General features: G+C 55.4%; 14 protein-coding genes. 7 read left to right on the forward strand and 7 right to left on the reverse strand.

The features are described 5' to 3' along the window. Window positions 1-33: 33 nt before the first annotated feature. The 3 genes from kbl to HMJ29_RS05780 form a co-directional block, all read right to left on the reverse strand. Window positions 34-1,281, reverse strand: coding sequence for a glycine C-acetyltransferase (gene kbl, locus HMJ29_RS05770; protein ID WP_171590578.1), 1,248 nt, complete (start codon window positions 1,279-1,281; stop codon window positions 34-36). Window positions 1,282-1,481: 200 nt separating this feature from the next. After that, window positions 1,482-2,687, reverse strand: coding sequence for an alpha/beta hydrolase (locus tag HMJ29_RS05775; RefSeq protein ID WP_171590579.1), 1,206 nt, complete (start codon window positions 2,685-2,687; stop codon window positions 1,482-1,484). A gap of 128 nt (window positions 2,688-2,815) precedes the next feature. Next, window positions 2,816-3,790, reverse strand: coding sequence for a fasciclin domain-containing protein (locus HMJ29_RS05780; RefSeq protein ID WP_171590580.1), 975 nt, complete (start codon window positions 3,788-3,790; stop codon window positions 2,816-2,818). Window positions 3,791-4,008: 218 nt separating this feature from the next. Between HMJ29_RS05780 and HMJ29_RS05785 the strand changes: the two genes are divergently transcribed. After that, window positions 4,009-4,899 (forward strand): hypothetical protein, encoded by an 891-nt coding sequence (locus HMJ29_RS05785; RefSeq protein ID WP_171590581.1) that lies wholly within the window; start codon window positions 4,009-4,011, stop codon window positions 4,897-4,899. A gap of 55 nt (window positions 4,900-4,954) precedes the next feature. Here the strand turns inward: HMJ29_RS05785 and HMJ29_RS05790 are convergent, their stop codons facing one another. Then, complete coding sequence (locus HMJ29_RS05790) at window positions 4,955-6,037, reverse strand: patatin-like phospholipase family protein (RefSeq protein ID WP_171590582.1); 1,083 nt, start codon at window positions 6,035-6,037, stop codon at window positions 4,955-4,957. A 202-nt stretch (window positions 6,038-6,239) separates the two neighbouring features. Here HMJ29_RS05790 and HMJ29_RS05795 point away from each other — a divergent pair, with 202 nt between their 5' ends. Next, window positions 6,240-7,211: an NAD-dependent epimerase/dehydratase family protein gene (locus tag HMJ29_RS05795; RefSeq protein WP_171590583.1), complete on the forward strand. Its 972-nt coding sequence runs from the start codon at window positions 6,240-6,242 to the stop codon at window positions 7,209-7,211. A 618-nt stretch (window positions 7,212-7,829) separates the two neighbouring features. After that, window positions 7,830-8,558, forward strand: a complete 729-nt coding sequence (locus HMJ29_RS05800; RefSeq protein WP_171590584.1) for a DUF3891 family protein — start codon at window positions 7,830-7,832, stop codon at window positions 8,556-8,558. A 161-nt stretch (window positions 8,559-8,719) separates the two neighbouring features. Here the strand turns inward: HMJ29_RS05800 and HMJ29_RS05805 are convergent, their stop codons facing one another. After that, entirely contained in the window at window positions 8,720-9,562 is an 843-nt protein-coding gene (locus tag HMJ29_RS05805; RefSeq protein WP_171590585.1) for a hypothetical protein, read from the reverse strand. A 142-nt stretch (window positions 9,563-9,704) separates the two neighbouring features. Here HMJ29_RS05805 and HMJ29_RS05810 point away from each other — a divergent pair, with 142 nt between their 5' ends. Together HMJ29_RS05810 and HMJ29_RS05815 are read left to right on the forward strand one after the other, a co-directional pair. After that, a complete protein-coding gene (locus tag HMJ29_RS05810; RefSeq protein ID WP_171590586.1) occupies window positions 9,705-10,673 on the forward strand; it encodes a YihY/virulence factor BrkB family protein in 969 nt (322 codons plus the stop codon). 232 nt (window positions 10,674-10,905) lie between these two features. After that, window positions 10,906-12,123, forward strand: a complete 1,218-nt coding sequence (locus HMJ29_RS05815) for a hypothetical protein (RefSeq protein WP_171590587.1) — start codon at window positions 10,906-10,908, stop codon at window positions 12,121-12,123. 64 nt (window positions 12,124-12,187) lie between these two features. On the opposite strand, the gene rlmN is transcribed toward HMJ29_RS05815, so the two are convergent. Further along, window positions 12,188-13,255, reverse strand: a complete 1,068-nt coding sequence (gene rlmN, locus HMJ29_RS05820; RefSeq protein ID WP_171590588.1) for a dual-specificity RNA methyltransferase RlmN — start codon at window positions 13,253-13,255, stop codon at window positions 12,188-12,190. A gap of 220 nt (window positions 13,256-13,475) precedes the next feature. Continuing rightward, window positions 13,476-13,904, reverse strand: coding sequence for a thioesterase family protein (locus tag HMJ29_RS05825; protein WP_171590589.1), 429 nt, complete (start codon window positions 13,902-13,904; stop codon window positions 13,476-13,478). A gap of 132 nt (window positions 13,905-14,036) precedes the next feature. Between HMJ29_RS05825 and mnmC2 the strand changes: the two genes are divergently transcribed. Both mnmC2 and HMJ29_RS05835 read left to right on the forward strand, forming a co-directional pair. After that, window positions 14,037-14,741: a tRNA (5-methylaminomethyl-2-thiouridine)(34)-methyltransferase MnmC2 gene (gene mnmC2, locus HMJ29_RS05830; RefSeq protein ID WP_171590590.1), complete on the forward strand. Its 705-nt coding sequence runs from the start codon at window positions 14,037-14,039 to the stop codon at window positions 14,739-14,741. Window positions 14,742-14,750: 9 nt separating this feature from the next. Beyond that, window positions 14,751-15,422: a hypothetical protein gene (locus HMJ29_RS05835; RefSeq protein ID WP_244678810.1), complete on the forward strand. Its 672-nt coding sequence runs from the start codon at window positions 14,751-14,753 to the stop codon at window positions 15,420-15,422. The last annotated feature ends 38 nt before the right edge of the window (window positions 15,423-15,460 follow it).

Below are 15,460 nucleotides of genomic sequence, written 5' to 3' on the forward strand. Positions count from 1 at the left end.
GAGCTTATGTGTTCTAGGCCACTTTTTATTGCCTCATGGGGTGTTTATTACCACCTGGCCAGCTTCGGGCTGTTGGGCGCTGCGGTCTTTGAGCGTGCCTAGCTCGCGGCCTACTTCGATAAAGGCGTTGATGGCCTTGTCGAGGTGCTCGCGGGTGTGGGCGGCGGAGAGCTGCACCCGGATGCGGGCCTGGCCTTTGGGCACCACGGGGTAGTAGAACCCTACTACATAGATGCCTTTGTCGAGCATTTTGGCGGCAAACTCCTGGGCCAGCTTGGCATCGTAGAGCATTACCGGCACAATGGGGTGCTCACCGGGCTTGATGTCGAAGCCGGCGGCGGTCATTTTCTCGCGGAAGTACTTAGTATTTTCCTCCAACCGGTCGCGCAGCTCGGTACTTTCCGTGAGCAGCTCCAGCACCCGCAGGCTGGCGCCCACAATGGCCGGGGCCAGCGTGTTGGAGAACAGATACGGGCGGCTGCGCTGACGCAGCATGTCAATGATTTCCTTGCGGCCCGAGGTGAAACCACCCATAGCGCCGCCCAGGGCTTTGCCCAGCGTGCCGGTGATGATATCCACCCGGCCCAGTACGTTGCGGTACTCGTGGGTACCGCGGCCGGTCTTGCCCAGGAAGCCCATGGAGTGGCACTCATCAATCATTACCAAAGCTTGGTACTTATCGGCCAGGTCACAGATTTTGTCAAGCTGCGCGATGGTGCCGTCCATGGAAAACGAGCCATCGGTGACGATGATGCGGTGGCGTGTGCCTTTGGCCTGGGCATCCTGGAGCTGCTTTTCCAGATCGGCCATGTCGTTGTGGGCGTAGCGGTAGCGCTGGGCTTTGCAGAGGCGCACGCCATCAATGATGGAAGCGTGGTTAAGCGCATCACTAATAATAGCGTCCTGCTCACTGAACAAGGGCTCAAACACGCCGCCGTTGGCGTCGAAGGCTGCCGCGTACAGAATAGTATCCTCGGTGCCTAGGAACTCGGCCAGCTTAGCTTCCAGCTCTTTGTGAATATCCTGGGTGCCGCAGATGAAGCGCACCGACGACATGCCATAACCGTGAGTATCAATGGCTTCTTTGGCAGCTTTTACCACCTCGGGGTGCGAGGAGAGGCCTAGGTAGTTGTTGGCGCAGAAGTTCAGCACCTCACCGGCCTCGGTGGTTTCAATTTCCGCGCCCTGGGGCGAGGTAATGATGCGCTCCTTTTTATAAAGACCGGCTTCCTTAATTTCCTGGAGCTGCTGCTCAAGATCGGGCTGGAGGGTGGCGTACATAGAGGTGAGGTGGTAAAGTAGTAAACGCGTGAGTGGGATGGGAAAGTAAAAGTACGGCATCCCGCAAAAAAGAACGGACTTTATCCTGTTGGGATAAAGTCCGTTCTTTTTTGCGGGTTAAACTACTTATGGCGCGGCAGAGTTTCCGGAGGCTCCTCTCCCAGGCACGGGTAGCACCCTGGTTCAGCCGCGCAGCCGGCTTACCGCTGCCGCACCCACTCGCGGATAGTAGACAGCGCGATGTAGGAAAAAATGGGTTGAGGCGTGTTTTCCACTACGGGCCAGTGTGCTTCGGGCGCCTGAAACAAGTGGTTTACGCCTTCAAACTTCTGCACCGTAACTGCGTGGTTGGCTTTCAGCCCTTTCTCTAGCAGCGTGAGGTTGGCAGGAGCTACCTCTTCATCGTCGAGACCCTGCAGCAAGAGCACGGGGCATTTTACATTGCTCAGGTACTGCTGCGGATCGAAGTTCAGATAGTTGCGGTACCAGGCAGTGGTCCGGCGGGCGGCCAGGGCCCGGGCCTGCCCTGGATCGAGCTGGTCATTATCCTGGCGCATCATATTAGCTAAAATAGCCTGCACCTGGGCGTTATCGGGGTTCTGGCGCACAATTTCCAACATGGCATGCTCGCGCGCTAAGGCTTTAGCCAAGGCATTCTGGGCTTCCGTTTTTTGGTTTAGCTGGTACTTAGCCAGAGCAGTTTCTACCTGAGCGGCATTGGCACCCGAGGCCCGCATACTAGCTACTTGCTGCTCAAGCGCCTGCTGAGCCAGCAGGCGGCGTTTCCCCAGGGTTTGAGATGTATCAGCGGAGGAAAGCATACGCTGAGCGGCCTGCTGCTGCGTCAGGAGCTCACGCCCTAGCTGCCCTGAGGCCGCCAGCGTTACTACGTATGCCGGAGACATTGGCTGGGCCGCGGCCAGCAGGCCCACGTTGCCCCCTTCACCATGGCCAATCAGGCCAACGCGCGCGGCGGAGATTTCGGGCCGTGTACGAAGGTAAAGCATAGCAGCTTGCACATCCTTCACGCGGTCGAGGGTAGTAGTGGCATTATTGTCGCCCTCTGACTTCCCTACGCCCCGGTCATCAAACCGCAGCACCGCAATGCCCTGCTCACTTAAGTGCTCAGCCAGTAGCCGCAGTGGCTGAAAACCGCGCACGTTACCGTCGCGGTTCTGTGCACCCATATCAGAGATAAGTACAACTGCGGGGAATGGGCCGGTACCTTGCGGAACGGTTAGCGTACCAGCCAGCTGCAGCTTATCAATTGCATTCGGAAAAGTTACTTCCTCGGTGCCATATAGGGCACTCTGTTCTACTGGCGCGGCCCCAGATCCAGCGTGAGCCTGCATCATGGCAGCCAGCATCAGCCAGCCGCCCAGCAAAGCAGAACGAAAAAACGACATAAATTATAGAAAACAGGTGGGTAAAAGCCAGAGACAGAATTCGGAGACAAAGGTAAAGTATAATTTCTACCCTGCGGGAAGAACTTCTACTCATGCGCTCAGAACTAGGCCAGTCTCTGACAATTAACCTAGGGCAGCAACACCTGGTCTATAACGTGCACTACCCCGTTGGTGCATTGCACGTCGGGAATAACCATGGCTGCAGGCGTGGTGTTGCCCTGGCCTTGCACCGGTACTACTCCCCCAGCAAAAGCCCCTAGCTTTACTTCTCCCCCCAATGTCTTTAGGCTGGTGTTGTCCTCAAACTCGGGGGTGAAGGTGCCGCCGTTGCTGGCCACGTGGTTTAGCAGCACTGCCGTAACAGTAGCCTGGGGCAGCTTACGAATATCACTGGGCTGCTCAAGGGCTACTCCAAGCTTACGGCCCAGGTCTTTGAACGCTGCATCGGTGGGCGCAAACACTGTGAAGGCAGGGCTGCCGGGCTTGGCAGTAAGGGCCTCAGTGAGGTTGCAGTACACTAGGGCTTCTACCAGAAAAGTTAGTTCGGGTTTTATAAATACCTGACCGTTCTTGAGCGCCAGCGCCGATTGTACTATATCTACTCCGGTAGCTAACAGCACTTTATCAATGGGATGTACCATTCCGTTAGCGGCTTTCACGTCTTGAGCCAAAATGAGGGAGCCGTTCACATACAGCTTGCCGTTGCGGCCAATGATGCGGCGGCTAGGCCCGGCCAGCGAAGCAGTGCTGCTCCCAACTTTGAGGGTGCTGCCTTCTAGGCGGCCAGCGGCCGTGTGATACAGGAGGGTAGTAGTGAGGAAGGACTTTTGTAGCGTCAGCAGATCTAAGGCGCTATTCAGGCCCAGGCGGGCGAAGGCGGCGTTAGTAGGCGCAAAAACCGTGTATTCGGCTCCGCTCTTGGCTTTATTGGTGAGGGTAATGGCCACGCCCCCACGAATAGCAGCATCTTCCAGCACGCTAAACTCTTGACCAGCTACGGCAATATTGGCAATAGAAGGAGTTACTTCCTCAGGAGTGCAGCTGGTGACTACTGTGGAGCTTAAGGCCAAACCAATAAGCACTAACGAGAAGGCGTGTTTCATGAAAAAAGCAAAGCAGAAGGTGTGGTAGTAAGAGACTTGCGCAGTCGTTTTAAACTGATACGCAATTAACGGAGTGCTTTTCGAATTGGATTTATCGTCTACCAATCCGAATGTCGCGTTGGCCGCGTAAATGCGACGATTCACAGAGAGGCCTAGAAACAGGCTCCTTTCTCCGGCAACATTTACTGCACTAACACACCATTTGCGCCCCTTTTTTTATGAAACACGTTTCCTCCTTTTTTGGTCTGACGGCCGGCTTACTTGTAGCCGCCGGGGCTTCTGCTTCCGCCCAAAGTCTGGTGAGCGGTTTCATGTCGGGAAAGCACCACGGCTCTGTGGCCGTTTCTACCACCGCCGAGCACTACAAGCAGGTGTATCTGGTACCCGAAAAAGTAGATATGGTGCCCCTCTACCGCCAAGTCTACGTGACCTCGGTAAACCTCTACGCCAGCTATGGCCTGACGGATAAGATTGATGCCATTCTGAGCTTACCCTACATCAAGTCAGAAGGCCGGGCCGATGAGCAGGTAGTGCAGGACCTGGGCTTCCGGAATACTCGTCAGGATTTTCAGGATATCACCGGCGTGCTGAAGTTCAAGTCGTACTCTGGTACCATTGGCAACTACCTCGTTGACCTGCTGGGAGTAGTGGCCGTGAGCACTCCGTTCAGCGGCTACAAATCGAATACTGGCCTAGACTATATTATTGCCATCGGCAACCGCGCCACCAAGGTTACTACGCTGGGCGTGGTACACGTGAAAACGGCCTCGGGGGTGTTTGCAACGGGGCAGGCCGGCTATAGCTTACGCAGCGGCCTCGTGCCCAACGCTTTTCTAGCCGAGACCAAGGTAGGCGTTGCCAGTACTAAGCTCTACGCCGAAGCCCTGGCCTCCTTCCAGAAATCAGCCAAAAGCGGTACCGATATTCTGCAGCCGGGCTTTGATGGCAACTTCACAGCCACTCGGGTAGATTTTGTGCGCGTGGGGGTGAACCTGTTCCGCCCGCTTACCAAAGGCCTGGGTGCCTCCGTGGGCGTCAGCACTTATGTAGCCGGCCGCAACGTAGGCCAGTCAACGGGTGTTTCGGGCGGCTTGTCGTATAATTTCTAGGTGTTGAGACTAGGCCACATGGCCCTAGCCCGTCATGCGGCATCCTGGCCTGCGTTTACTCCCTTCTGAAAAACGCCTGCACCCCTTCCCGGCCGCTGTCCATCAAGTCTTGCTTCTGGGTATCGGATAAGCGCTTGATCTTGGGATTAAAGCCGCGGGTACTGATACTGACGGTCCGCTCCCAGTCGCGGGGTTGGGTAGGGTTGAGGTTCTCAATGGCTACCGTGTAGAGAGCTCCCACATACGAGCCAAAGTCGCGGACCTGGTAAGGCGCGAGTTGCTGACGGCCGTTGGGCAAGGTATCGAGAGCGAGCTGAGCGGGCCGGTCGAGGCGCAGGCCCAGTGTTTCGGGGTTAAAGAGCGGGCCGGTGGCGGGTGCTTCTGTGGCTACACTCCCAACTGGTACGTACCGCGCCTCATCAAACAGCCAGATGGGGTAGTTAGCCAACAGGCCTCCGTCAACCAGCACCTCTACGGCCTGCCCTTTCGCGGGGCGCTGCACAATGTGGCCCTGGCTATCGAGCAAAACGGCCCGAAAGTATAGCGGAATGCTCATGCTGATGCGCACGGCATCGGCTACGCGCAGGTCGGGATGAGTTTCGTAGCTGAAAATCTGGGTGCGTTGAGTGGTGAGGTTGGTGCCAGTGGTATACAGGTCACGGTAGCGGGAGGGCTCCTGTTGAGCGAGAGTATGCAACTGGCCTAGCGTAAGATTGGGGCGCTGCGTTTTGCGGGCTGCCAGCTGGTTGAGGTAGCGGGCCAGCTCGTTGCCGCGGTACCAGCCGTATTGCTTCACAAGGCGGGTGCCGCCCCAAAAAAACATCAGGCGCCCATCATTCAGCCGCTGAATAGGGGTGTGATTAACTACCTCCACTATTTCCTGGGGAGAGTATCCTACCGCCAGCAGCGCCGCCTGAATAGCGCCGGCCGAGGTGCCGCCCACGCGGCGTAGGCCAGTGAGCACCCCCTGTTTCTCCAGCTCGGCCAGCGCCCCGCCGTAGGCTATACCCCGGATGCCGCCACCCTCCATCACCAGGTTCCGGTAGATGGGCGCGGGTGCCTGCCCATACCCAGCAGCGGGCAGGTACAGGAGCAGCCACAGGCCTAGCAGGCAACGGATCGGGGGCAGATCGGGCATAGGAGGCGGGCAAAACAGGTGAGCAGATACAGAAAGTGACCCATGGCTGTAGAGGCTAGATACCGACAGGCCGGAAGAGGTTGTATGCCTATAGCAGTTCCGTTTGGTAGAGATGATGGCCCACGGGAGAATCTCCGCGCCAAACCATTTCACCCCGTTATCTTTGTAGCCCCCATCCACCCACTTCCCCTACTTCAGCAGCATGCAATCCACCCCCAGCGACACCATTCTGGTAATCGGAGCCGGCGGCCAACTTGGCCTGGAACTTACCCATGAGCTTCGCCAGATCTATGGCGCCTCCAACGTAGTAGCCGCCGACGTGCGGGCGCCTCAAAACGCCGACGCCCAGGAAGCTGGCCCGTTTGAGCTGCTGGACGTACTGGATAAGCCTCGGCTGGAGGAAGTGATGCGCCAGTACAAGCCCAAGCAAGTGTACCACCTGGCGGCGCTGCTCTCGGCCACGGCCGAGAAGAACCCCAAGTTTGGGTGGCAGCTGAACATGGACGGCCTGTTTCATGTGCTGGATGCGGCCGTGGATCTGGGTGTGCAGCAGGTGTACTGGCCGAGCAGCATTGCCGTGTTCGGCCCCGATACGCCCCGCGAGAATACGCCTCAGCTCACCGTCATGAACCCGAATACGGTGTATGGCATCAGCAAGCTGGCCGGTGAGCAGTGGTGCGAGTGGTATTTCCGCAAGCACGGCTTGGATGTGCGCAGCCTGCGCTACCCTGGCCTTATCGGCTACAAGAGCCTGCCCGGCGGCGGCACCACCGACTACGCCGTAGATATCTATCACAAGGCCGTGGCCGGACAGGCCTACGAGTGCTTCCTGGAGCAGGACACCTACTTGCCCATGATGTACATGCCCGATGCCCTGAAAGCCACCCTGGACCTAATGCACGCCCCCGCCGACAACATTCAGGTGCGCAGCAGTTACAACCTGGGCGCCATGAGCTTCTCGCCGGAAGAAATTACGCGCAGCATCCAGCGCCACTACCCCGATTTCCGGGTTACGTATCAGCCTGACTCGCGCCAGCAGATTGCCAACTCCTGGCCCGCCAGCATTGACGACTCCAAGGCTCGCCAGGACTGGGGCTGGCAGCCACAGTTCACCTTGGATAAGATGACCGACGACATGCTGCTGCACTTGAAAGAGGCTATAGTGTTGAGTTAATAGAGTGTGTTACTGTTGCTAAGCATTGTAGGCACCTTACTGTCACTTATCTGGGACGGAGTATGGCTCGGCTTGATATTCCTGTTGTTTCGGTTTATCTTCCGTACTCTCGCACGTCGAGGCGGCTTGCAGTTGCATAACCCATTTCAACCGGGCTGGACACAGTTACACCAGCAATACGGAACGGCACAAATAATTCGTCCAACCGAATGGATGTCGGGTACAATAGGGGCAGTCAAGTATGACAACGGGCTTAAGTTCAGGTTTGAGACCCAACATTGGGTGCTTCAGAACATGGACATATCGGGTTTAGTAGTTCGGATTCCGTATGCTGACATAGCAGCATTACAAACGCCGACTTCCTTCCAGATTTCAAGTTTCAGCGAAACGGAATATACGCCTGGGATATTTCAGGTTGGGGACGTCAGAATAGAACTTCCCGCTTACTGGGCCGACCAACTGCTACGGCACATGGCCGCCGCGCCAGTGGCCTAGACCACCTAAACGTTGCCTAAATGAAAAGCCTCGCCCAAACCGGCGAGGCTTTTTTGCGCTTCGTCTCGCAAACATCTGCGTTTTCTCTACGTTCCTGTGCAGGAACCCGATACTGCGCACCTTATGATCGTCAATCATACCCCCGCCGGCTGGCAGATTATCTACCAACAAGCGCACGGCCTGCTGGCCACGCAACTAGCCTGGCACTGGCAGCCCTTCGGTGAGTCAGATAAGTGGGTAGGCCTGCTGGCCGCCATTGCCCAGCACGACGATGAGCAGCCCGAGTGGACGGGCCACTACGGCCTCACGCCGGCAGGAGCCCCAGCTAACTTCACCATGAAGGAATTCTCGCTGGAGCAGGCCACCGGCGTAATGCACGCGGCGCGCTTCCAGGGGCGGTGGCGCAGTTTGCTCACCAGCCTGCACCTGAGTACGCTCTACGAAAGCCTGCGCGGCCAAAACAAGCAGACCGATGCTTTCTTGGATGAGCAGCAAGCCAAGCAAAAACAGTGGCTGAAAGAGCTCCACCTGTCGCGCAAGGAAGCCCAGCGCTACTACGACCTACTGCACTGGTGCGACCGGCTCAGTCTGATTCTGTGCCGGCAGGAGCTGCCTGAAATGGGGCGCAGCCTAGAAATTTACACCGGCTCAGACAAGCAGCGCTATGATGTGGTAGTGCCAGAAGCCGGCGGGGCCGCTACCGTACAGCCCTGGCCCTTCCGGGAGCCCCACTTCACTGTGAGCGTAGAAGCTTCCGTGCTAAGCCAGCTGCAATTCAAGGACGACAACGAGCTGGCCGCTTCCTTGCGCGCAGCTCCCATTGAGCTACTAACCTGGGAGTTTAAAAAATAAGTGGCCTAGAACAGCTTCAGTAGCCCTTCGTGCTAAGGCAACAAGGCCGCTCGCATCAGCGTGAGGTGTTAGGCCACTACTTACTATGCCATAGTAATAAAGCACGCCATGTGGAGCTATGGGCTCCGCATGGCGTGCTTTATTATTACAACGTGGGCAACTTAGAGTTTGGTGATGGGGGTTTTGCTGGTCATGACGCCCGCCGGCACTGTATCCGAGGCGTATACGTGGTCGAGTTTGCGGCCATCTTTGCCATCGGTGCGGTCAGTGGCCAGCATAATGCGGCCGTAGCGGCGGTAGTCGGCCCAGCGGCGGCGGAAGGCGGGCTGCGCATCAGTGGCTTTCGGGAAGTAAGCCCACTCCTCTACCAGGTTAGTAGCGGGGTTGATGAGCACTTCATACTTGTTGTCGGGTGTCACGCCCACGTTCTTGAAGGTCATGTTCAGCACTTCGGCGGGCTTGCCATCCATCATAGTGCCGGTGCCTTTGTAAGTGAGCGTTACGCCAGAGTCTTTCAGCTTGAAAGGCATTACCAGCCACCACGAGTTGTTTACCCAAATAGGATACATCCGGCTGAGTAGCTTTTGCCCGTCGGGGGTAGCCGAGATGTCTTTGCCGCTGCGGTAGGCCTGCCCCTGCTTGGTGTTGATGTTATACACGGCCACGGTGCTGTCCTTTTGCCACCGAAAGTCGCCGGTGTGCTTGTCCCAGAGCTGATAAGAGCCGTCCAGAAAGTCCCAGCCCACGAGGCGGGTTTGCTGCCAGGCCGGGTAGCCACCCATCTGGCGCATTACCTTGTCGGCCAGGGCCAGGGCTTTGGCGTCGGAGCCGGCGCGGTCAAAATCGGGAGCGGCGGGGAAAGAGGCCGTATCGGTGGCCATGGCAGTGGCCTTACCCGCCTTCTTTTTACCCGAGGGAGAATTTTGCTGACAGGCGGCAACACTAATGGTTAGCCCGGTGATGCACACACTTAGGGCTACTTTGGAGAGGCTACGTACTCGCATGTTGACGGGGAGAAACTGTACCCGATAACCACGTGGTTTCGGTTCAGCTTGTACGCTAAAGCTACGAATGCTGGCCGTCTTTATCCAACGTAGTTCTGATAGCCGCCGTACTTACCACCATACCCTTCCGTTTTTTTGCCTTATGCCCGCGCACTACCGCTTATCCGACGTCCTTGGTATTTTGAAAACGACGGCCAGTGAGTTCATGGTGAATAACTCGTTTCGCCACGCGGCGGCCCTGTCTTACTACACCATCTTCTCGCTGCCGCCTCTGCTAATTATTGTTATCACCACGGCCAGTGCCATTTACGGCACTGAGGCAGTGACTGGCCAGATTTACGGCCAAATGCGCGGCTTCCTCGGTCCCGATTCTTCCAAGTTCCTGCAAGACTCTATTGCCGAGTTTACCAAGCAGCAGAAATCGGGCTTAGCTTCCGTCATCGGGATAGGCACACTCATATTTGCCGCCACCACGTTCTTCGTAACGCTGCAGGAGAGTATCAACGATATCTGGAACCTGAAGGTGAAGCCGCGCAATGGTATCTGGCTGTTCATCCGCGACCGGCTCCTTTCTTTTGGTTTGATTCTGAGCGTGGCCTTGCTGCTGCTTATTTCCTTTGTAATCAGTGCCCTACTGAGCGTATTCACGGATCAGCTACAACAGTGGTTCCCGGAAATAGCCGTGATTTTCATTCATATTGTTGACTTCGTACTGTCGTTGTTCATTACCTCTCTGTTGTTTGCTCTCATCTACCGCTTCCTGCCTGATGCCATCATCCGGTGGCGCGATGTAGGGGTTGGAGCGGTGATTACGGCTTTACTCTTTTTAGTAGGCAAGTATCTGATTGCCTTTTACATTGCTAAATCCGACCCTGGCTCGGCGTTTGGTGCTGCTGGCTCGGCCATTGTACTGCTGCTGTGGGTTAACTACTCTTCGCTCATCATATTCTTCGGGGCTGAGTTCACTCAGGAGTTTGCCGATACCTTCGGGCAAAAAGTACAGCCCAAAGCCCACGCCGTTCGCATTGAAACCCGTGAGGTGCCGGAGGGCGAATCGAAGGAAGAAATCAGCACGGGCCGCCCCCGCTCCGAAGGGCGCTGGCGTGTGTAGCACTCAGGGGCTAAAAGCGGGTATGTGCAGGCGGCATTCTGCCCTTTATAAACACAATTAAAAAGTCAGAAATATATTCAACAAATCCATTCTATACACCCATAGAGCGGTTTTTTGACATACCTGCTTTTGAAGCCTAAAGTCAGATCACCACACATTATATAAGGCTAGCCATATTGAAGTGAAGCACCGGAATGATAGGTTTGACCCACACTCCTATTCGCCCCACTCTATGCCTGCTTCACTACTCTCGTCCCGGTTACTCCTGCTGCTGCTAACACTCTTGTTTAGCAGCACGTTGCACGCCCAACAGCAGTCTACCCGACCGCTGATTATCAGCCCAGTTGTGGGGCCGATTATTGATGGCTCTGAAAAGGCTCGATACAACCTTTTCCCTTTCTATTCCAGCAAAGAGTTCAAGGAAGCGGCCTTCGAGCAGAGCCTCACGCCAGACAGCACCATCACGCTGCGCACCACGCTGGTGGATGGGCGCATTTTACTACGTCCCATACCGCACTACGAGTATCTGAACACCCGCCGGCAAATTGAGGAGCAGGCACAGGCGTTGCGGCCGGCAGCTGGCGCCTCCCCTGATTCAGTAGGCGGCTCCTACCGCGTTACGCTCCGCTCCGGCTCTACTTTCGCCGGGGTTTTGCGCGCCACCCGCCCACAAGAGCTGGAATTCAGCACGCAGGAGCCTGAGGCCGTCATTATACCACGTAGCCAGATTATCCGGATGGAGTTGATACCAAAGGTAGAGCTGGACGACGCCATGCGCCACCCTACCTGGGGCTATGTAGGCAATGGCACGCGCGTATTCTTTGCCCCAACCGCTCGGGGCTTGCGAGCCGGCGAGGGCTATTTTCAGATCATCGACTTATTTATGCTGGGCCTCAACTACGGCATTACGGATAATGTTTCTGTTGGAATACTGGCTTCTGCTGTGCCAGGGGCCGGGCTAGACAACCAGCTAGTGGCTCTCACACCTAAGGTTAGCTACCCCATTAGTAACAAACTGAGTGTGGGAGCTGGAGTGTTGTATGCTCGCATTCCCACGTTTGACTCTTATGGCTCTAGCTCCGGTTACGGTGCTGGCGTGGCCTATGGCTTACTAACTACTGGCAGCGCCGATAACAACTTCACAGTGGGCCTAGGGTATGGTTTCTCCGGCGGCCGCGGCGAGCAAGGCTTCGGGAAGTCGCCGGTGGCGGTAATAAGCGGCGCCACCCGAGTTAGTAAGCGCATATCCCTGATGTCGGAAAACTACCTTATTACCTCGGGCAGTGGTGGCCTGGCTGGCCTCTATGGCATGCGCCTGAACTGGCCTCGAACTACGTTAGGCATCGGCTCCTTCTACGTTGCGCCTTTTGAAGGAGATGGTGTCTTCGGCTACATCTATCCTGCCTATATCGACCTTTCTCTCCGGTTTGGGAAAACTGCTCAGAAATAGCCCTTGCTATAAACTCCACAAAAAAAGCCTGATTAAATCAGGCTTTTTTGTGGAATACGGACGGCTAGGCCACTTCTGCTTTCTCTTTCACGGCTAGCTGCCCGCAGGCGGCGTCAATATCCTTGCCCCGCGAGCGGCGGATGTTGGTCTGCACGCCACGGTCGGCGAGGTACTTGTGGAAGGCCGTGAGCTTATCGTCGGCAGTATTGACGTAGGAGGCGTTTTCGATGGGATTGTACTCGATGAGGTTCACCTTGCAGGGAATCCACTTTGAAATCTGGTACAGTTCCTCGGCATCCTGCAACGTGTCGTTGAAGCTCTCGAATACGATGTACTCGTAGGTTACCTTGCGGCCGGTGGCCTGATGGTAGTATTTGAGGGCTTCCTTCAGCGAGGCCAGGGAGTTGGCTTCGTTGATGGGCATGATTTCGTTGCGCTTGGCATCATTAGGGGCGTGCAGCGAGAGGGCCAGATTGGCCTTCACATCGTCGTCGGCCAGCTTCTTGATCATTTTGGCAATACCGGCAGTACTGATGGTGATACGGCGCGGAGCCATATTCAGGCCATCGGGGGCCGTGATGCGGCGCACGCTTTCCACTACGTTAGCGTAGTTGAGCAGCGGCTCGCCCATGCCCATGTACACAATGTTGGTGAGCGGCGTGCCGTACTGAGCCTCGCACTGCTCCCGAATGCGCACTACCTGGTCGTAGATTTCGGCGGCATCGAGGTTGCGCTTGCGGTCCATGTAGCCGGTGGCGCAGAACTTACACGTAAGCGAGCAACCCACCTGCGAGCTGATGCAGGCCGTCATGCGGGTGTCGTGCGGAATGAGCACGCCTTCCACAATGTTGCCATCATAGAGCCGAAACGCCGACTTGATGGTACCATCGTTGGAGAGCTGCTGGTTCTGCACCTTCACCCCATTGATGGTGAAATACTGATCAAGCAACTGCCGGGTAGCCAGGGAGATATTATTCATCTCCTCAAACGACGAGGCAGTGTTTTTCCATAGCCACTCGCTCACCTGCTTAGCCCGGAACGGCTTTTCGCCGTGCTCCACCATAAAGGCTTTGAGCTCATCGGGAGTGAGTTTGCGGATGTCGCGCTTGGTGAGTACGGGCAAGTCAATCATAGCTGCAAAGATACAACACCAGAGGCAGTTGGGTTCCCAGAAATTTGTTGTTTCAGCCCATAACCAGGGAGGAGTACTGAACAAGGTAGAGTCGCGACACTTCGCGTCTCCTCGTTGAACGACTGGCCTGAAGCCGATGCGAGGTAAACAACATCAGCAACGAGAAGACGTGAAGTATCGCGTCTTTACCTTGTTCAGTGAGTTCATCTGCCCTAGGCCACTACTCGCCGCGCAGGCGGCGGGTGGCCTCTTCGCCCAATGGCAACAGCTTGCGCGTATTGTAGTCGAAACCGAGCATGCCGGTTTTGGCGCGGGCAATTTCGCGGCCGTCTTGGTTTTTCACCCAATACACAATGTCGAAGCCAAAGGTATGCAGGTCGGTGGCAGCCATCTGAATGTGCAGCACGTCGCCGTGAAACCCTTCGCCCTTGTACTCAATGGCTACATCGGCCATGATGTGGCCTAGGCCCGTGGCGCGGTCAACCTCGGGGCGGCCCACAAACTGCAGGAACTGTACGCGAGCCTCGTGGAGCAGACTGAGCAGGGCGTCGTTGCCTAAATGCGCTCCATAGTTGAGGTCCGTAATCCGGATGGGAAGCTGCGTGGTAAAGAGAAACGTATCTGGCAGCTGTACTTTAATGCGGGCCATAGAGCAGTGGAATAGGCGGTAAGGGAATACTAGGACTACGTACTCACGGTAAAGTTGCTGTTCAATTCGTATTTTCCGCTCTGCTCTGCCCTTCTCCCCCGCCCCGCTTATCCTTGCACCACACAACCCTGCATGTCTACGCCCTTTCTCGAAGTACGTACTACCGCCGACGGCTCCAGCACACTTTACGTGCCGGCGCTCGATGAGCACTACCACTCCACCCACGGCGCGCTGCAAGAAGCCCGCCACGTGTACCTGGCTGCTGGCCTAGAGCCCGCGCTTACTCCGGCTGCGGAAGCCCCCACGCCAGTTTGGGTATTGGAAATTGGCTTTGGTACGGGCCTGAATGCGTTGCTTACCCTGGAGCGTAGCCTGGCACTGCCCAGCTCTCAGGTCATTTTTTACGATACCATCGAGAAGTTTCCCTTGCCCGCCGACGTCATCGGCCAGCTCAGCACCGAAACGTATGATGAAGAGCTCCTCGATTACCAGCAGCAACTTCATGCTGCCGCCTGGAACCGGCCAGTAGTCCTCACTCCGCAGTTTGTACTGCTCAAATTAGCCGGCCAGCTTCAGGAAACCCCACTGGCCGAAAACACCTATCAGGTTATCTACTTTGATGCCTTCGCACCCGAGAAGCAACCCGATATGTGGACCGATGAGGTTTTTGCCCAACTCTACGCCGCAACTGCGCCCGGTGGCGTGCTGGTGAGCTACTGCGCCAAAGGCAGCTTCCGCCGCAGCCTGAAAGCCGCCGGCTGGCTGGTAGAGAAAATCCCCGGCCCTCCCGGCAAGCGCGAAATGACGCGGGCGAGGAAGGAAATTGTATATGCTTAATAAATTAGCTTGATACACGAAGACATGTATATAATTGGTTTAGAAAAAATTGTCAAACAATTCAAAATCAACCTATCTCCTAATCAGCGCTACGCATCATTTGACTATTGCTACAACTATTTTTTGAATACTGAAAACCCTCTCGAGGATATAGAAAAGAGCTGCTTAGTATTAGCTTTTTACTTAGCCAGTTGGGGCATGCTCAGAGGTTCAAGCTTCCTTTTAAATAAAAGTATCAAGCATTATCAAGCTACTATTCAACTAATCGCAAGTATCGATAAAAGTGCTTGGAATATAGATGTCATCAATTATGACACAAAAAACATTCAGGAAATATTACATATATACAGAGAAGTTAAAAAGTGTATTATCTCTGGCAGCAATGCAGACTTGACTCTAGTAACTAAAATCTTATTAGGTGTGTTCGGTTTCATCCCAGCCTTCGACACCTATTTTTGCGCCACTTTTAAGAAAATGTACAGAAAAAGATGTGCATTTAGAAAGCTAAACGCAGATTCATTAGAATACATAAGAGAATTTTATGAATCGAATAAGCTTGCTATTGATAAGTTGGCATTAGAAACTTTTACAATTGATTTTGTATCTGGTTTAGAGACAACAACAAATTATCCACGAGCCAAAATAATCGACATGTACGGCTTTACGGCACGAAGCTTATAAACCACTCTACCTCACTGTTCCCCGCATCCTGCGTAAGT

This window comes from Hymenobacter taeanensis, assembly GCF_013137895.1.
GTDB classification, from domain to species: Bacteria; Bacteroidota; Bacteroidia; order Cytophagales; family Hymenobacteraceae; genus Hymenobacter; species Hymenobacter taeanensis.

What these genes read in the sequence shown, in the direction of transcription:
- kbl (WP_171590578.1), bottom strand. Translation starts at nt 1,281, where the DNA reads ATGTACGCCACCCTCCAGCCCGATCTTGAGCAGCAGCTCCAGGAAATT.
- HMJ29_RS05775 (WP_171590579.1), bottom strand. Translation starts at nt 2,687, where the DNA reads ATGTCGTTTTTTCGTTCTGCTTTGCTGGGCGGCTGGCTGATGCTGGCT.
- HMJ29_RS05780 (WP_171590580.1), bottom strand. Translation starts at nt 3,790, where the DNA reads ATGAAACACGCCTTCTCGTTAGTGCTTATTGGTTTGGCCTTAAGCTCC.
- HMJ29_RS05785 (WP_171590581.1), top strand. Translation starts at nt 4,009, where the DNA reads ATGAAACACGTTTCCTCCTTTTTTGGTCTGACGGCCGGCTTACTTGTA.
- HMJ29_RS05790 (WP_171590582.1), bottom strand. Translation starts at nt 6,037, where the DNA reads ATGCCCGATCTGCCCCCGATCCGTTGCCTGCTAGGCCTGTGGCTGCTC.
- HMJ29_RS05795 (WP_171590583.1), top strand. Translation starts at nt 6,240, where the DNA reads ATGCAATCCACCCCCAGCGACACCATTCTGGTAATCGGAGCCGGCGGC.
- HMJ29_RS05800 (WP_171590584.1), top strand. Translation starts at nt 7,830, where the DNA reads ATGATCGTCAATCATACCCCCGCCGGCTGGCAGATTATCTACCAACAA.
- HMJ29_RS05805 (WP_171590585.1), bottom strand. Translation starts at nt 9,562, where the DNA reads ATGCGAGTACGTAGCCTCTCCAAAGTAGCCCTAAGTGTGTGCATCACC.
- HMJ29_RS05810 (WP_171590586.1), top strand. Translation starts at nt 9,705, where the DNA reads ATGCCCGCGCACTACCGCTTATCCGACGTCCTTGGTATTTTGAAAACG.
- HMJ29_RS05815 (WP_171590587.1), top strand. Translation starts at nt 10,906, where the DNA reads ATGCCTGCTTCACTACTCTCGTCCCGGTTACTCCTGCTGCTGCTAACA.
- rlmN (WP_171590588.1), bottom strand. Translation starts at nt 13,255, where the DNA reads ATGATTGACTTGCCCGTACTCACCAAGCGCGACATCCGCAAACTCACT.
- HMJ29_RS05825 (WP_171590589.1), bottom strand. Translation starts at nt 13,904, where the DNA reads ATGGCCCGCATTAAAGTACAGCTGCCAGATACGTTTCTCTTTACCACG.
- mnmC2 (WP_171590590.1), top strand. Translation starts at nt 14,037, where the DNA reads ATGTCTACGCCCTTTCTCGAAGTACGTACTACCGCCGACGGCTCCAGC.